This window comes from Kitasatospora sp. NPDC088779, assembly GCF_040685395.1.
Classification (GTDB): Bacteria; Actinomycetota; Actinomycetes; order Streptomycetales; family Streptomycetaceae; genus Kitasatospora.
This window is the reverse complement of record NZ_JBFBHW010000019.1, coordinates 18,831-34,449: the sequence shown is the minus strand read 5'-3', so window position 1 is coordinate 34,449 and position 15,619 is coordinate 18,831. Positions and strand designations below refer to the sequence as shown.

Here is a 15,619-nt window from a genome sequence, read left to right as displayed (position 1 = left end):
GTCTCCTTGCACTTCGGGTGAGCCGCGACCGGCCAGCCGAGCGGCGCCGTGGTCGGGCCAGTCGACGTGTAGACGTGACCAGCCGCTACCAGAGGCGGTTCGGGCGAGCCACAGTCGATACACGCTTCTCCGTGGAGTCGAGCGGGGCTTATTGACCCCGGTTCGACAACCTGTGGCGTCGGTGTCCCTGTCACGCCTCTAAGCGTCCCTGTCGGGCACCCCCGGAAGTGCCACAACCTGTGGCACCCCCTTTTACAGAGCCCTGGCCCACCGAGCGAAAGCGAGCAGTTGCTCGTCCCGGCCGCGCGACAGCCGAACCATCGTGGCCAACTCCGTCCGCACCTGACCGTGTTCGCGAACGTGTTGCGGGGCGATTTGCCTCGCGACCAGCAGTGATTCCTTCGCGTGCTGCGGTTGCCCGAGGAGCATCTGGGCCCGGCCGAGGTCGATGTAGTAGTGCGACCGGCGCTCAGCTGGCAGTTCGCGCGGTGGTGCCCAGCGGGCCGCCGCCACCACCGCGTCCTGGAGATCCTGCGGCTTGCCCAGCTCCACGGCCACCGAAAGCCGGTGGACCTCCAGGCTGTCAGGCCCGACCGCCGTACCGTTGTAGAGCCGCTCCCGCACCCGGCTGGCCAGCGCCTCGGCGTCTCGCAGGTGCTCACGCGCTTCGTCCGCGCGCCGCATACGGCCGGCAGCGACCGCCGCGCGCATGTGCAGGGCGGCAGCAGCCGCAGCGAGCGGCTCCGTCGTCGGGGCTGGCATCCGGTCGACGGCGGTCCGAAGCAACCGCAAGCCAGGGCCGAGCTGGCCGACAGAGAAGAACGTCTCCATACGTACGTACGCCGCGGCGGCTTCGAGGGCGGGATCAGCGGCGATCGATGCCGCCCATCTCATCAGCTCGATCAGTCGGCCCGAGAGGTCGCCGTAGCCGTACTTATAGGCCACCGCGTCCGCCGACCTGATCGCCAGCGCGAGGAGGCGGGCGGCCCGTTCGCGGTCAGTTCCCCGAGCCTGGTCCACTGCGCGGAACAACTCGCTGAGCAACTGCGGCATCTGTTCGGCGAGATGTGCGTACCGCGACTGCACGCGGTCCTCGACTGCCCGTTCGACGTCGGCCGCGAGTAGCGGCAGCGACCGGACCGGGCCGTCCTCCGGCAGGTCGTACGCGGCGATCGCGCGCTGCAGGGTGGGGATGGCGTCGTGCACCCGGCTGTCGGTACGACCGGGGCCGTCCAGCAGATCCTCCGGAGTGCGGTCGAGAGCACGGGCCAGTGCCTCCAGGATTCCGTCACCCGGGGACCGCTCGCCGCCTTCGACCTTGCGGATCGTGCTGTACGAGACGCCGGACAACGTCTCCAGCTGTCGACGCGTCAACCCGCTGGCCAGGCGGGCGGTTTCGATTCGCTGACCGAGTGCGGTGGCGGTGGTTACGGGCATAGTGTGGCTCCGTTCCGTGGTCGCAATCGGAACGGTACCGGCGCTTGTACGGCGTCGGGCGGATTCGCCCCGGCGGTCACGCCGCCGGGGCGGTCCTGCTACTGGCCGACCAGCACCTCGGCCAGTTCGGTCAGCGAGTTCACGGTCCAGTCCGCAGTGGGCGCGGTCGACGTGAGCCCGATCGGACCGCGGCGAAGGTGCGCGGCTCGGAGGCCGGCAGCCTGGGCAGGTGTCACGTCGTTCGTCGGATGGTCGCCGATGTACACGATCTCGTGAGGTTCACCAGGCGCCCACGCCGTCACCCGAGCGAAGAAGCCGGGGTTCGGCTTGGACACCCCCCACTCGCCGGACGTGGCGATCGCATCGGCCGGCAGGTCGAGGTCGTACAGCAGCTCGGTCACCGCGGCGTTCTGGTTGCCGGCGATCCCGACCCACAGCCCCGCTTCCCGGAGTCGGGCCAGCGCCGGACGGACGTCCGGGTAGAGGTCGGCCTCGTCAAGGTAGTCGCCCTGGCCAACTGCCTGCCGGGCGCGCCACTCGGCGGCCACGTCCACACCCGGGCGTACGATGCGGATCGCGTCGGCATTGTCCCGACCTTGAGCCAGTACGGCCCCGACCAGGGCCGACATCGTGTGCGTGGGAACGTGAAGCCAGCGGGCCCAGCCGCCCCAGTACCGGGTATCGCTGGTCAGGGTCTCGCCGATGTCGAACACCACAGAGCGGATGGGCATGGACCGAGCCTACGCCCGACCCGGTCATCGGCCCCGCGCTCGCGGGGATTGCTCCAGCCCGATCACCGGGTACTGCACCACCGAAGGATCGGCCCCGCGCTGGCGGGAATTGCTCAACTCTGTTCACGGTCGGCGTCCGCGTGGGGTCATCGGCTTCCCAGTGGTGCCTCTTACTGCCGATGAGGGCGGTCGCTGGCGAGTTCCTGCCACGGGTCGTAGGAGGCCTTCGGGTCCTTGCGCTCCTTCGAGGTCCGCTTGGTGCCCTTGGCCTTGTGCGGGCTCTTGCGGGCCTGTGTCTGCCTGGCCGTGTCGGTGCTGGCGGTTGGGGAAGACCGCGAGCCCTGCTGCGTCCCGCGTAGCAGGGGCCGAGGCGGCGCCGTTACAGCGGGCCCGGCTACCGTAGCGCTGCCCTGCCTACGTCTGCCGACGCGGCTCCTCGGCAGCGCCCGCGCCGCACGCGTGCGGTGCCCAACTGACGGCCGCGTGGCGGAGGAGGGTGAGGGCCTGCTCGGAGGGGGAGTTGGCGGGGGTGGTGCACACGATGAGCGCCTGGTCTGGCGAGCGGGCGATGGACAGGGTCTGCTGGGTCACCGTGACCGTGCCGACGACGGGGTGGTGCAGCTCGTAGGACGAGGCGTCGCACGGCACTACGCGGTGGTCTGCCCACAGGGCGACGAACTCCGGGCTTTTCATGGTCAGTTCGCCGATCAACTCCGCGAGCAGCGCGTCCTCCGGATGTCTGCCGACGGCGATGCGCAGGTTGCCGACCACCGCGCGCGCCTTGCGTTCCCAGTCCGCGTACAGCTCCCGGCAGTGCAGGTCGAGGAAGAGCATCCGGCTCATGTTCGGCCGTCGGGCCGGGTCGTCCGGGCTGAGGAGGTCGAGGTGGCCGGCCAGCAGGGCGTGTCCGAGGGTGTTCCAGGCCAGGACGTCGGTGCGGCGGCCGAGCACGATCGCGGGGACGCCGTCGACGGCGCGGAGGAGGTCACGGGTTTCGTCGGCGAGCTTCTCGGGCCGTGGGCGGCGTGGCCGGGGCGTGTGGCGGGCGGTGTCGGCGAGCCGGTCGAGGTGGGCGCGTTCGTGGGTGTCGAGCAGGAGGGCGCCGGCGATGGCGTCGAGCACCTCGGCGGAGGCCCCGCGGGACAGGCCCTGTTCCAGCCGGGTGTAGTAGGAGACGCTGACGCCCGCGAGTTGGGCCAGTTCTTCGCGCCGGAGCCCGGCCACCCGTCTGCGGGGCCCGAGGTCGCGCAGGCCGACGTCCTCGGGCCGCAGCTGCGCCCGCCGGGCTTGGAGGAAGGCGCCGAGTGGGCCTGGTCCGTTCATCGCCCCAGTATTCGACGGGCGGCCCGGTCCCTGCCACACCCTGCGAGGGGTAGGACAAGCCGGGAGTGGCTGGTGCCCGTCCGGGTGTCCAGGATCGATCTCAGTCGGCCGCCGATTCGGCCGCGTATCCCGGACCCGAGGACGGACCTCATGGATCAGGACATGAACCAGAACATCGATCACGACATGGATCAGCACATGGGCCAGGACCCCGAACAGATCACCTTGGGCGACGTCACCGTCACCCGCGTCAAGGAGTTCTACGGCTCGGCCGGGCTGACGCCGGGCCAGTTCTTCCCGGACAGCCCCGACGGCTCGTGGGACGAGCACCGCGACTGGCTGGCGCCCGACTTCTGGGACCCGGAGACGGACGAGTGCCGTACGGCGATCCAGTCCTGGCTGCTGCGCAGCGAGGGGCGCACGATCCTCGTGGACACCGGCGTGGGCAACCACAAGGACCGCCCTTACGCGCCGGTGTGGAGCCGCCTGGACACCGGCTACCTCGACAACCTCGCCGCCACCGGGGTGCGGCCCGAGGACGTCGACGTCGTGGTCAACACCCATCTGCACGTCGATCACGTGGGCTGGAACACCCGTCTCGACGGCCGGGACTGGGTGCCGACCTTCCCGAACGCCACGTATCTGATGCCCCGGCGGGACTTCGAGTTCTGGGACCCGGCCAACGGGCACAGGAGCGTGTTCGGCCGGGGGAACCAGAACGTGTTCGAGGACAGCGTCGCGCCGGTCCACGCGGCGGGGCTGACGCACCTGTGGGAGGGGACGTACCGGATCGACGGGAACCTGCGGCTCGATCTCGCTCCCGGGCACACTCCCGGCTCGTCCGTGCTCACCCTGGAGTCCGGCGGCGACCAGGCCTTGTTCGTCGGGGATCTGGTGCACACCGCGTTGCAGATCGCGGAGCCGGAGACCAATTCCTGTTTCTGCGAGGACCCGGCGGAGTCCCGCGCGACCCGGCGCAAGCTGCTCGGCCGCGCCGCCGAGAACAACGCGCTCGTCCTCCCGGCGCACTTCGGCGGCCGGGGGGCGATGGAGGTCGCGCGCAGCGGGTCGAAGTTCGCGGTCAAGGAGTGGGCGGGTTTCTCCCGGATCTCCTGATCTCCCGATCTCCCGACCTCCCGACGTCCCGACGTCCCGACGTCCCGACGTCCCGTCCGAAGCTCCCCCGATCGATGTCCCCTTCGCTCCCTTCCAGAGAGGAAGTCATCCCGTGCCCCGACAGGCAGATCCGGTCGTCGAAACCCCGGCGGGCGCCGTGCGCGGCGTCCGTGACGAGTCCGGTGAGCGCTTCCGCGCCCTCCCGTACGCGGCGGCGCCGGTCGGTGCCGGCCGGTTCGCCGCGCCCGTACCGCACCCGGGCTGGCCGGGTGTCCGTGACGGCGGCAGGCCCTCGCCGACCGCCCCCCAGCCGGCCCGGGACTTCGGCCGGCTCGACATGAGCCCCTACTTCGGGCCGGGCTGGGTGCCCGGCGAGGAGTACCTGACCGTCGACGTCCACACGCCGGCCGCCGACGGGGGCGGGCGCCCCGTCATGGTCTTCGTGCACGGCGGCGGGTTCGTCACCGGCTCGAACCGCGCGGCGATCTACGGCGGCGGCGCGTTCGCCCGCGACGGTGTCGTCCTGGTGACGGTGAACTACCGTCTCGGCGTGCCGGGGTTCCTGGAGCTGGCGGGCGCTCCGGCCAACCGCGGGCTGCTCGACGTGCTCGCCGCGCTCAGGTGGGTGCGGGGCTCGGTGGCGGCCTTCGGTGGCGACCCGGGGAACGTCACGGTCTTCGGCCAGTCCGCGGGCGCCACGCTCGTCGGCGCGCTGCTCGCGACTCCGGCGGCCGCCGGTCTGTTCCGGCGGGCGATCGTCCAGAGCGGCAACGGCTGCGGCGCGTTCACCCCGGAGCAGGCACAGCGGGTCACCGCCGCGGTGGCGGCCGCGCTGGGCGTCGAGCCGACCGTGGAGGCGTTCGCCCTGGTCCCGGACGAGCGTTTCGTGGCGGTCCTGCCCGCGCTGGCCGGCCTGGATCTGCGGACCGACGCCGCTTCGGACCCGCTGGCCGGGCTCAGCCCGTTCAGCCTGGTCCTGCCGGCGCAGCCCGCCGACGCCCTCGCCGACGGCCCGGCCGCCGACGTCGATCTGCTCATCGGCACCAACACCGAGGAGGGGCACCTCTACGTCGTCCCGCAGGGCGGTCTGGAGTCCACCACGGACGCCGACGTGCTAGCCGTCGCCGCCCGGGTGCACGCGGACCCGGAGGCCGCCCTCGCCGCGCACCGCGCGGCCCGGCCGGGCGCGACACCGGGCGAGCTGCGCTCCGCCGTGCTCGGGCGGGCCCTGTTCGAGGCCGGTACGGCGCGTCTGGCACAGGCCCACGCCCGGATCTCGGGCGGCCGTACGCACCGCTACTCGTTCGGGTACCGCTCGACGGCTCTGGGCGGGCGGCTCGGCGCCGCCCACACGGTCGAACTGCCCTTCGTGTTCGACGTCGCCGACGAACCGTGGCTGCACGGGGACACCGGGCTGCTCGGCCCCGAACCCGCCCCGGCGGGGCTCGCAGCCCGGGTCCACGGTGCCTGGGTCGCGTTCGCCGGCACCGGGGACCCGGGTTGGGCCGCCTACGACCTGCGGCGACCCGTGGCGGAGGCCTTCGGCGGCTGAGCGCCGCCAGCGACAGCCGGGGACCGCGGGGACCGCCGGGAACCGCCGGGAGCCGCCAGGAACCGCCCGAGACATGGCTTCCCTGAGGCCGGACGGGAGGAAATCCGGTCGGCTCGACGGCCGCCGACGCATAGTCTGGCCTCATGGCCCATGCAAGGACCTCGTACGTCTGTCTGCCCTGCCGGGCCTCGTACAAGCAGCCCTACCCCGGGACGCACGAACGGCGCTGCCCGCGTTGCACCGAGGCTCTGATCCACGTCGGGTCCGCCTTCGCGGCACCGCGTCGACGGGACGCCGCCGGTTGGCGGACGCTCTCCGTGCTGCTGCACGCGGGGGTCCGATTCCACAAGGGCTGCTGCGGTGGCCCCGGCTACCGGCCACGCACGCTCGGCGAGGTGCGCGAACGGATGGCACACGCCCGGCTCACCGGGGAGCCTGCCGCCCGTGTGCTGGTGCGCCGCGAGCTTCCCTGACGAAGCTGTCCCGCACGGGCATTCAGGTCTGGGCGAGCAACGGCGTTCCTCCCTGGCTCTGGTGAGGCCGGCCTGGGGCCCTTGGATCTCCCCGCGACCGCCGCTGTCGCGGGTGGTCGCGGGGCGCGGTCAGGCGACCAGGCGCAGCCAGGCTGCCGCGAGTGCGGCGTGGCCGGCGGGCGTCGGGTGGACGCCGTCCTCGGACCAGTGCTCCGGGCCGGCCGCGGCGGCGAGTTCGGCGAACATGCCGTCGGCGGCGAGCAGGTGCGCGCCGTAGGTGCGGGCGAGTTGGCGCACGGCCTGGATCTTGGGGTCCAGGTCGGTGCGCCATTGCCGTCGTTCATCCGCTCCGATGAGGGCGGCGCCGGCCTCGATGACGCCGTGGATCGGCAGGAGGAACGGCTCGATGAGGATCAGCTGCGTGCCCGTCTCGGCGAGGGGCGCGAGCAGGCGGTCGTAGCCCGCTTCGAACTCCTCCGCGGGGATCACGCGCCCCTCCGGGTCCAGCGTGTGCCAGCCCATGTCGTTGACTCCGACGAGGATCGACACCACGTCCGGTCGGGCGTCGAGCACGTCGGTCTGCCAGCGGGCTTCGAGGTTCATCACCTTGTCGCCCGCGTTCCCGGTGTTCAGCCAGGTCACGGGCCGGTCCGGGTGCCGGAGTCCCCACTCTCCCGCGACGCGCAGCGGGTAGCCGTAGCCGAGGCCGTCTTCGCTCTGCTGCCGTTGGCAGTCGGTGATCGAGTCGCCGGTGAACATCACGGTGCTTCCCGGTCGGATGGTGATCGTCATGTGCGCTCCTTGGACGTGGACGTGGACGTGAATTCGGCTGATGTGAACGTGAATTCGGGTGAGGAGGGGCAAGGCCGGACCTCTCGAAGGTGTCGGACCTCGCCGTCATCGGGCTGACAATCACCGGCACGCCACCGTCATCGCGCTGACGGCCCCCGAGGCCGGTGGGCCGCCGCCACCCGGACCGGTGGCTTTTCTGCTTCAGTCGAAGGTTCAGAGGATTCAGCAGTCGCGGATCCGACAGCAGAGACCGCGAGACCGAGGTGCGGATGACGTCCAGCCCAGTTCCCAGTCCGTCCGCCGGTTCCTTCCCGAGCCCGCCGGAGCGTACGTCGGGCCGTTCGTCGGGCCGCTCGGCCGGCCGTCCGGTCGCGCCCGGTGCGGTCGCGTTGTCCGGGGTCAGCAAGGTGTTCGGCGTGGTCAGCGCCGTGGACGGGATCGATCTGGAGGTCAGGCCGGGCGAGTTCTTCTCGATGCTCGGGCCGTCCGGGTCGGGCAAGACCACGGTACTGCGCATGATCGCGGGCTTCGAGGCGCCGAGCGCCGGCCGGGTGCTGCTGGGCGGGGTCGACGTCACCGGATTGCCCGCGTTCGACCGCGACGTCAACACGGTGTTCCAGGATTACGCCCTCTTTCCGCATCTGTCGGTGTGGCAGAACGTCGAGTACGGGCTGAAGGTCAAGCGGGTGCCGCGGGCGGAGCGGGCCGCACGGGTGGCCGAGGCGCTGGCGAGCGTGCAGTTGCCCTCCTTCGGTGACCGGCGCCCCGCCGAACTGTCCGGCGGGCAGCGCCAGCGGGTCGCGCTGGCCCGGGCGCTGGTCAACCGCCCGTCCGTACTGCTGCTCGACGAGCCGCTCGGCGCCCTCGACCTGAAGCTCCGGCTGGAGATGCAGCTCGAACTCCAGCAGATCCAACGCGAGGCCGGGATCACCTTCGTCCTCGTCACCCACGACCAGGACGAGGCGCTCACGATGAGCGACCGGATCGCGGTCCTCAACGCCGGCCGGATCGAGCAGGTCGGCACTCCCGCCGAGGTGTACGAGCGACCGGCCACCGCGTTCGTGGCGGGCTTCGTCGGCACCTCGAACCTGCTCCGGGGCGCCTGCGCCGAGCAGGTCTTCGGCCGGCCCGGGACGTACTCGGTGCGCCCCGAGAAGATCCGCATCGCCCGTCCGGACGACCTGACGGGGCCCGACGAGTACGGCGTCACCGGGACGATCGGCGAGGTCGTCTACGCCGGCGCGCAGACCCGCTTCCTGGTCGACCTGGCGGCGGGCGGGCGGCTGGTGGCCGTCCGGCAGAACCTCGACGGCTCCGGTCTCGACGCCTCCGGTACCGACGCCTCCGGTGCCGATGTCTCCCGCCGCCGGGGGGCGAGCGTCCTCCTGGCCTGGCGGCGACAGCACACCGTCCGTATCAACCCTTGACGAACAACCCTTGACGAAAGCGATCGAGTTCATGAGCACCACACGCCCCCTACGCCGCCGGACCCTGCTTCGCCGCCCCGTCCGCCGCCGCCCCGTCCGCCGCCGCCCCCTGAGCGCCCTGGCGGCCGCGGCCGCCCTGCTGCTGACCGCAGCGTGCGCGTCGAACTCCGGTGGCGGCGGCGGCACGGGCAGCGGGTTCACCGCACCGGACATCCCCGCGCAGAAGTCCCTCGGCCCCGGCGAGGGCACCGTCAACATCGTCGCCTGGGCCGGCTACGTCGAGTACGGGCAGGACAACAAGGCCGTCGACTGGGTCACCCCGTTCACCCGGCAGACCGGCTGCAAGGTGAACCTGAAGGTGGCGGGCACCTCGGACGAGATGGTCGCGCTGATGAAGACCGGCCAGTACGACACCGTCTCGGCTTCCGGCGACGCGACGCTGCGCCTGATCGCGGGTGGCGACGTCGCGCCGGTCAATACCGCGCTCGTCCCCAACTACGCCGATGTCTATCCCGGGTTGAAGAACCGCCCGTGGAACTCGGTCAAGGACGTGCCGTACGGAATCCCGCACGGGCGCGGCGCCAACCTGCTGATGTACAACACCGACAAGGTCACCCCCGCGCCGACCTCCTGGGGTGCGGTCTTCACCCCGGACTCGCCCTACGCCGGGCACCTCACCGCGTACGACAGCCCGATCTACATCGCCGATGCCGCGCTGTACCTGATGAGGACCAAGCCCGAGCTCGGCATCAGGAACCCCTACGCCCTCACCTCCTCCCAACTGGACGCCGCGGTGGCGCTGCTCAAGGTCCAGAAGAAGCAGGTCGGTTCCTACTGGAGCGACTACACCAAGGAGCAGGCGGCGTTCGACTCCGGCGACGCCCTGATCGGCACCACCTGGGAGGTGATCCAGCGGGCGGTCGCCGCCGAGGGCAGGGTGAGGACGCAGGCGATCCTGCCCGTCGAGGGTTCCACCGGCTGGTCCGACACCTGGATGGTCTCGTCGCACGCCCAGCACCCCAACTGCGCCTACGCGTGGATGGACTACATCGTCTCGCCGTCGGCCAACGCGCAGGTCGCCGAGTACTTCGGCGAGGCCCCGGCCAACTCGAAGGCCTGCGCGCAGATCACCGACAACCCGGGCTTCTGCGCCGACTACCACGCCACCGACGAGAACTGGTGGAAGGACGTCTACTACTGGACGACGCCCACCGCGCAGTGCGCCGACGGCAGCGGCCGCGACGACTGCACCGCGTACGCCCAGTGGGTCACCGCCTGGAACGGGATCAAGAGCTCGTGAGCGCCCCCGCCGCGGCACGCACCCCGGCGCACACCGACGCGCGCACTCCGACCCGCACCCCGATGCGCCGGTTGGCCGGGCTGCTGGACCGGCGCCCCGGTCTGCGGCTCGCGGCGCTGCTGGCGGCGCCGATGACCTGGCTGGTGCTGGCGTACCTCGGCTCGCTGGCGGTCCTCCTGCTGTCCGCGTTCTGGAGCACCAACGCGTTCACCTCCGCCGTCGAACAGCGCTGGACCGTCGACAACTTCCGGTCGCTGCTGACCGATCCGCAGTACCGGACGGTCGCCGTGCGCACGCTGGGCATCGCGGTGTCGGTGACGGTGATCGACGCGGTGGCCGCCCTCCCGATGGCCTTCTTCATCGCCCGGGTGGCCCGGCCAGGGAGCCGGCGCCTGCTGCTGGTGGCGGTGCTGACGCCGCTGTGGGCCGGCTACCTGGTCAAGGCCTACGCCTGGTGGGTGATGCTCAGCCACGGCGGTGCCCTGGACTGGGTCGCCGCCCCCTTCGGCGGGCACTCCCCCGGTTTCGGCGTTCCGGCGGTGGTCATGGTGCTCGCGTACCTGTGGCTGCCCTACATGGTGCTGCCGCTGTGCACCGCGTTCGGGCAGCTGCCCGACAGCCTGCTCGCCGCGGCGGCGGACCTCGGCGCCGGCCCCTGGCGGACCCTGCGCACGGTGGTACTGCCGCTGGCCAGGCCGGCGCTCATCGCCGGGTCGGTCTTCACCTTCTCGCTGAGCCTGGGCGACTACCTGACGGTGCAGATCGTCGGCGGCACCACGTCCATGCTCGGCAACGTCATCGCGTCCAACGTGACGCTGAACCTGCCCCTGGCGGCCGCGGTGTCCTGCGTCCCGGTGCTGCTGATCGTGGGCTACCTGCTCGCCGTGCGCCGCACCGGCGCGCTGGACAGTCTGTGAGGCCGAGGCCCTGATGCAACTCTCCCGCGGTGCCCGGATCCTGCTCCGGACGGCGACGGCCCTGGGGTTCGCCGTCATCTACGCCCCGCTGCTGCTGGTCCTGGTGAACTCCTTCAACGCCTCGCGCTCCTTCGCCTGGCCGCCGTCCGGCTTCAGCACCCGCTGGTGGACGGCCGCCTGGCAGGAGACCGGGCTGCGCGAGGCGCTGGCCACGTCGCTGAAGGCCGGGCTCGGCGCGACCGGTGTGGCGCTGGTGCTGGGCACCATGGCGGCCTTCGCCGCGACCCGGTACCGGTTCTTCGGCCGGCAGTCGGTCTCCTTCCTGCTGATCCTGCCGATCGCCCTGCCCGGCATCGTCACCGGCATCGCGCTCAACGCCGCGTTCCGCACCGTGCTGACCCCGCTCGGGGTGGGCTTCGGCCTGTTCACCGTGGTCGTCGGGCACGCCACCTTCTGCATCGTGGTGGTGTTCAACAACGTGTCGGCGCGGCTGCGGCGCATCGCGCCGTCGGTCGAGGAGGCGTCGGCGGACCTCGGGGCGGACACCTTCCAGACCTTCTGGTACGTCACGCTGCCGGCCGTGCGCAGCGCGCTGCTCGCCGGGGCGCTGCTGGCCTTCGCGCTCTCCTTCGACGAGATCGTGGTGACCACCTTCACCGCGGGCCCCGGCACCCGGACGCTGCCGCTGTGGATCTTCGAGAATCTGGCCCGGCCCAACCAGGGCCCGGTGGTGGACGTCGTGGCCTCGGTGCTGATCGTCCTGGCGGTCGTGCCGGTCTACCTGGCGCAGCGCCTGTCCGGCGAGCCGCTGGAGGGGCGCGGCCTCTGAGTCGGCGCCGCCGAGGAGAGGCGCCGTTGACATCGTCGTATCCTGGATTACGCAGGCTGCCTGCGGGTGTCGGAGGCCCTCCCCCGACGGCCACCGGCCCTGTTCACCGTGTCACGGCGCTGTTCGCGCTTCCGCGGCAGCGTGCACGTCTTCGAGACGAAGCGCTCAGGAGTGACCATGCTGACTGGCATCAGGTTCCCCTCGCAGGAGATCGGTTCGGATCGTGCGGTCATCCGCGATTGGGCCCTGCAAGCGGCCGGGACCGGCTTCTCCTACCTCGTGGTGAACGACCACGTGGTGGGGGTGGACCCGGACTCGCGGCCCGACTACGGCGCCCGGTTCCCGGGCGGCGCGCAACGGACGGCGGCGGCCTACTCGATCAACACCGCGTTCCACGAGCCGCTCACCACCATCGCCCATCTCTCGGCCCTCTGCCCGGACCTCGGCTTCTCCACCGGCGTCCTGGTCTGCCCACAGCGGCAGACGGCGCTCGTCGCCAAGCAGGCCGCACAGGCCGACATCCTCAGCGGCGGCCGGCTGCGGCTCGGGATCGGCGTGGGCTGGAACCCGGTCGAGTACGAGGCGATGGGCGCCGACTTCCGGACGCGCGGACGGCGGATCGAGGAACAGGTGTCGCTTCTCCGGGCCCTGTGGACCCGTCAGATCGTCGACTTCGAAGGCGACTTCGACCGCGTCGTCGGTGTGGGCCTCGAACCGCGGCCGCTCCAGCAACCGATCCCGATCTGGATGGGCGGGTGGAGCGACATCGTGTTGGACCGCATCGGACGGATGGCCGACGGCTGGTACCACGGAGGCGAGTTCAAGCCGGACGTCCCCCAGAAGATCGAGGCGATCGCCACCGCCGCCGAGCGAGCCGGTCGCCGGGCCGACGACATCGGAGTGGAGGGCGCGGTCGAACTCCGGTACGGCCTCGAAGGGATCGAGGAGCGGGCCCGGAGGTGGGCGGAGGCGGGCGCCACACACCTGGTCGTCGACCCCATGCACGCCGGGTACCACGGCGGCGAGCACCTCGACCACCTGGCCCGGATCGCCCAGAGGCTGCCGCTCCGGGCCTGAGCTCACGGATTCCGGCGAGCCCCGGGCCTGAGCTCACGGATTCCGGCGAGCCCCGGGCCTGAGCTCACGGATTCCGGCGCCATCGACGGGGCACGGGCGACAGAACGGCATCCGGAAGCTGGACCGGTGCCGCTACGACCCGTTCGGCCCCTGCGGGCGGGCGACGCCGCCACGCGGGCGCGCGGCCACCCGCCGGGAGGCGGCCGTGGGGGTCGCCGCCGGGTGCCGGGGCCGCGCCGGATTCCGGCGGCGCGGCCCCGCTCAGAACGAGCACGCTACGGCAGCTGCACCGGGGTGAAGGTGCCGGCCGGGGTGTCGGCGAGGGCGCCGTTCATGGCGTCGCGCCAGATCGGGCCGGCCAGGGTGCCGCCGAAGGCCTGGCCCACGACGGTGCCGCCGATGCGCTGGCCGTCCAGGGGCTTGGGGTTGTCGGTGTCGCTGACGACGGTGGCCCCGGCCATCTCGGGGGTGTAGCCGACGAACCAGACCTGGCGGCTCGCGTCGGTGGTCCCGGTCTTGCCGGCGCTGTCGCGGCTGCTGAGGCCGGCGGTCTGGCCGGTGCCGTCCTCGACGACGCCCTTGAGCATGGCGGTGACGGTGTCGGCGGTCGTGTTCGACATCACGGCGGAGCAGTTCGCCTGCGGCACCGCGAGCTGCTTGCCGTCGGGGCCGGTCACCGAGGCGATGGCGGTCGGCGCGCAGTAGGTGCCGTGGGCGGCGAAGGCCGCGTAGACGCCGGCCATCTCCAGCGGGGTCAGGTCGTTGCTGCCGAGCGTCATCGACGGGACGACCTGGAGCTTCTCACCGCCCGCCTGCTGGGTGATGCCGAGCTCGTTGGTCATCCGGGCGACGTTGCAGAGCCCGGCGTCGCCCTCCAGCTTGGCGAAGTAGGTGTTGACCGACTGTGCCATGGCCGTCTTCATGTCGAACTGGCCGGTGAGGCTCTGGCTGTCGTTGTGCACCTGCCCGGCCGAGGGGAACCGGCCGCCGGAGCAGTCCGTCATCGCCGGCCACGGGATGCTGTAGTCGGTGGTGTAGCTCTGGCTCGGCGAGATGCCGTTCTCCAGGGCCGCCGCGGCGACGATCGGTTTGAACGTCGAGCCGGTCGGGAAGCCGAGCCCGCCGCCCATGGCCTTGCCGACGTTGTAGTTGATCTGGGTCTGGTGCTGCTTGCCGTCGACGCCGTACGGGCGGCTCTGGCCCATCGCGAGGATCTTGCCGGTGCCCGGCTCGACGATGCTCATCGCGGTCGCGGCCTGGTCGCCGGCGTTCACGTGGGCGGTGACGGAGGCGTAGAGCGAGGCCTGGGCCTTGGGGTCGAGCGTGGTGTGGATCTGGAGGCCGCCGCGCTTCCACACCGCCTGCCGTTCGGCCGCCGACTTGCCGAAGGCCGGATCGGTGAGCACCGTCTGGCGCACGTAGTCGCAGAAGAAGCCCTCGCCCTGCTTGGCCAGGATGCAGCCCTGCTGCGGCGCCTGGACGTTGAGCCCGAGCGGGGTCGCGATGGCCTGCTGGGCCTGCTCCTTGGTGATGTGCCCGTACTCGGCCATCTTGCGCAGCACGGTGTCGCGCCGGTCCTTCGCCGCGGTCGGGTTGACCGTCGGGTCGTAGCCGGTGGGCGACTGCACCAGGCCGGCGAGCAGCGCGGCCTGCGGCAGGGTGAGGTCCTTGGCGTGCACGCCGAAGTAGCGCCGCGCTGCCGACTCGATGCCGTAGGCCTTCTCCCCGAAGAAGGTGATGTTCAGGTAGTTGGTGAGGATCTGGTCCTTGCTCAGGGTCTCCTCGACCTTGATCGCGTACTTCAGTTCCTGGATCTTGCGGCCGATCGTCTGGCGCTGTGCCTCGGCCACCTTCTGCGGGTCGTCGCCCGCCTCGTCGACGAAGACGTTCTTCACGTACTGCTGGGTCAGGGTGGACGCGCCCTGCGCGGTGCCGCCGGAGGTGGCGTTCTTGTCCAGGGCGCGCAGCACGCCCTTGAGGTCGATCGCGCCGTGCTCGTAGAAGCGGTTGTCCTCGATGTCGACGAGTGCGGTCTTCACCAGCGGGGACATCTGGTCCGCCGGGACGACGGTGCGGTCGCGGTCGTACACGGTGGCGATCGTGCCGCCCTGCGCGTCGAGGATCGTCGAGGCCTGTGAGAGCGCCGGGGTCTTGAAGTCGTCGGGCAGGCTCTGGAAGTCGTCGGCCGCCGACTGGGCGCCGAGCCCAACGGCCGCCACCGCGGGCAGGGCTATGCCCGCCGCCACGATCCCGGCGATCACGCTCACCCCGATCAGCCGCGTTCCGTGCCCCAGTTTCCGCATCTCCATCGCCTCCCGCTTCTCCGCCATGTCGTGCGCGACCCTACGGGCGCGTCATGAGGAACTCCTTGGGACGTGGGCCCCGCCGTGTCACAGCCGCGTGACAACCTGCCGCGCCACCGCCCCCGTGCTCCCGGCGCCGCCGGCAGACCCGGCCGCGCCTTGATCACCTGGACCCGGAGGTGCGAAGTCTCGGAACACCCCGTGCGGCTTGAGCGAACTCCCCGTAGCCCGTCATTCAGACGGCAGAATTGACACTTCCTGCCGTATGCGCCCGAGAGCGCAAGGGCGGTCTTTCCGAAGCCGGCGGCCCCCGGGGGGAGGCTCCCGCGAAACCCGGGGTGA

Annotated in this window: 13 protein-coding genes; 8 read left to right on the top strand and 5 right to left on the bottom strand. The window is 71.6% G+C overall.

Annotated elements, in window-relative coordinates:
• Window positions 1-252 precede the first annotated feature (252 nt).
• The 3 genes from AB0P03_RS19805 to AB0P03_RS19795 form a co-directional block, all read right to left on the bottom strand.
• Complete coding sequence (locus AB0P03_RS19805; protein WP_363583335.1) at window positions 253-1,437, bottom strand: helix-turn-helix transcriptional regulator; 1,185 nt, start codon at window positions 1,435-1,437, stop codon at window positions 253-255.
• A 98-nt stretch (window positions 1,438-1,535) separates the two neighbouring features.
• The gene (locus AB0P03_RS19800) at window positions 1,536-2,168 is read right to left on the bottom strand and encodes an HAD family hydrolase (RefSeq protein ID WP_363583333.1); all 633 of its coding nucleotides are present in this window, start codon (window positions 2,166-2,168) and stop codon (window positions 1,536-1,538) included.
• Between the two features lie 414 nt (window positions 2,169-2,582).
• On the bottom strand, window positions 2,583-3,491 hold the full coding sequence (locus tag AB0P03_RS19795; protein WP_363629946.1) for a helix-turn-helix transcriptional regulator: 909 nt from the start codon (window positions 3,489-3,491) through the stop codon (window positions 2,583-2,585).
• A gap of 198 nt (window positions 3,492-3,689) precedes the next feature.
• On the opposite strand from AB0P03_RS19795, the gene AB0P03_RS19790 reads away from it, so the two are divergent.
• The 3 genes from AB0P03_RS19790 to AB0P03_RS19780 all read left to right on the top strand — a co-directional run bounded on the left by AB0P03_RS19790 (window position 3,690) and on the right by AB0P03_RS19780 (window position 6,632).
• Complete coding sequence (locus AB0P03_RS19790) at window positions 3,690-4,607, top strand: MBL fold metallo-hydrolase (protein WP_363619891.1); 918 nt, start codon at window positions 3,690-3,692, stop codon at window positions 4,605-4,607.
• A gap of 112 nt (window positions 4,608-4,719) precedes the next feature.
• Window positions 4,720-6,159, top strand: coding sequence for a carboxylesterase family protein (locus AB0P03_RS19785; RefSeq protein WP_363629944.1), 1,440 nt, complete (start codon window positions 4,720-4,722; stop codon window positions 6,157-6,159).
• A 143-nt stretch (window positions 6,160-6,302) separates the two neighbouring features.
• A complete protein-coding gene (locus AB0P03_RS19780; RefSeq protein WP_363629942.1) occupies window positions 6,303-6,632 on the top strand; it encodes a deoxyxylulose-5-phosphate synthase in 330 nt (109 codons plus the stop codon).
• Between the two features lie 129 nt (window positions 6,633-6,761).
• On the opposite strand, the gene AB0P03_RS19775 is transcribed toward AB0P03_RS19780, so the two are convergent.
• Window positions 6,762-7,424 (bottom strand): SGNH/GDSL hydrolase family protein, encoded by a 663-nt coding sequence (locus tag AB0P03_RS19775; protein WP_363629940.1) that lies wholly within the window; start codon window positions 7,422-7,424, stop codon window positions 6,762-6,764.
• A gap of 389 nt (window positions 7,425-7,813) precedes the next feature.
• On the opposite strand from AB0P03_RS19775, the gene AB0P03_RS19770 reads away from it, so the two are divergent.
• The 5 genes from AB0P03_RS19770 (at window position 7,814) to AB0P03_RS19750 (ending at window position 12,974) form a co-directional block, all read left to right on the top strand.
• Window positions 7,814-8,851 (top strand): ABC transporter ATP-binding protein, encoded by a 1,038-nt coding sequence (locus AB0P03_RS19770; protein WP_363629938.1) that lies wholly within the window; start codon window positions 7,814-7,816, stop codon window positions 8,849-8,851.
• 31 nt (window positions 8,852-8,882) lie between these two features.
• Window positions 8,883-10,151 carry an ABC transporter substrate-binding protein gene (locus AB0P03_RS19765; RefSeq protein ID WP_363629936.1) on the top strand — a complete coding sequence of 423 codons (1,269 nt, stop codon included), beginning with the start codon at window positions 8,883-8,885 and terminating at the stop codon, window positions 10,149-10,151.
• A gap of 62 nt (window positions 10,152-10,213) precedes the next feature.
• Window positions 10,214-11,068, top strand: a complete 855-nt coding sequence (locus AB0P03_RS19760; RefSeq protein ID WP_363630080.1) for an ABC transporter permease — start codon at window positions 10,214-10,216, stop codon at window positions 11,066-11,068.
• 13 nt (window positions 11,069-11,081) lie between these two features.
• Window positions 11,082-11,897, top strand: a complete 816-nt coding sequence (locus AB0P03_RS19755; protein WP_363629934.1) for an ABC transporter permease — start codon at window positions 11,082-11,084, stop codon at window positions 11,895-11,897.
• Between the two features lie 177 nt (window positions 11,898-12,074).
• Window positions 12,075-12,974 carry an LLM class F420-dependent oxidoreductase gene (locus AB0P03_RS19750; RefSeq protein ID WP_363629932.1) on the top strand — a complete coding sequence of 300 codons (900 nt, stop codon included), beginning with the start codon at window positions 12,075-12,077 and terminating at the stop codon, window positions 12,972-12,974.
• Between the two features lie 275 nt (window positions 12,975-13,249).
• Here the strand turns inward: AB0P03_RS19750 and AB0P03_RS19745 are convergent, their stop codons facing one another.
• Window positions 13,250-15,304 (bottom strand): transglycosylase domain-containing protein, encoded by a 2,055-nt coding sequence (locus tag AB0P03_RS19745; protein ID WP_363629930.1) that lies wholly within the window; start codon window positions 15,302-15,304, stop codon window positions 13,250-13,252.
• Window positions 15,305-15,619 lie beyond the last annotated feature (315 nt).

Coding starts and splice junctions, on each gene's coding strand:
- AB0P03_RS19780 (WP_363629942.1), top strand. CDS start 6,303: ATGGCCCATGCAAGGACCTCGTACGTCTGTCTGCCCTGCCGGGCCTCG.
- AB0P03_RS19795 (WP_363629946.1), bottom strand. CDS start 3,491: ATGAACGGACCAGGCCCACTCGGCGCCTTCCTCCAAGCCCGGCGGGCG.
- AB0P03_RS19745 (WP_363629930.1), bottom strand. CDS start 15,304: ATGGCGGAGAAGCGGGAGGCGATGGAGATGCGGAAACTGGGGCACGGA.
- AB0P03_RS19805 (WP_363583335.1), bottom strand. CDS start 1,437: ATGCCCGTAACCACCGCCACCGCACTCGGTCAGCGAATCGAAACCGCC.
- AB0P03_RS19790 (WP_363619891.1), top strand. CDS start 3,690: ATGGGCCAGGACCCCGAACAGATCACCTTGGGCGACGTCACCGTCACC.
- AB0P03_RS19760 (WP_363630080.1), top strand. CDS start 10,214: ATGCGCCGGTTGGCCGGGCTGCTGGACCGGCGCCCCGGTCTGCGGCTC.
- AB0P03_RS19775 (WP_363629940.1), bottom strand. CDS start 7,424: ATGACGATCACCATCCGACCGGGAAGCACCGTGATGTTCACCGGCGAC.
- AB0P03_RS19750 (WP_363629932.1), top strand. CDS start 12,075: ATGCTGACTGGCATCAGGTTCCCCTCGCAGGAGATCGGTTCGGATCGT.
- AB0P03_RS19755 (WP_363629934.1), top strand. CDS start 11,082: ATGCAACTCTCCCGCGGTGCCCGGATCCTGCTCCGGACGGCGACGGCC.
- AB0P03_RS19765 (WP_363629936.1), top strand. CDS start 8,883: ATGAGCACCACACGCCCCCTACGCCGCCGGACCCTGCTTCGCCGCCCC.
- AB0P03_RS19800 (WP_363583333.1), bottom strand. CDS start 2,168: ATGCCCATCCGCTCTGTGGTGTTCGACATCGGCGAGACCCTGACCAGC.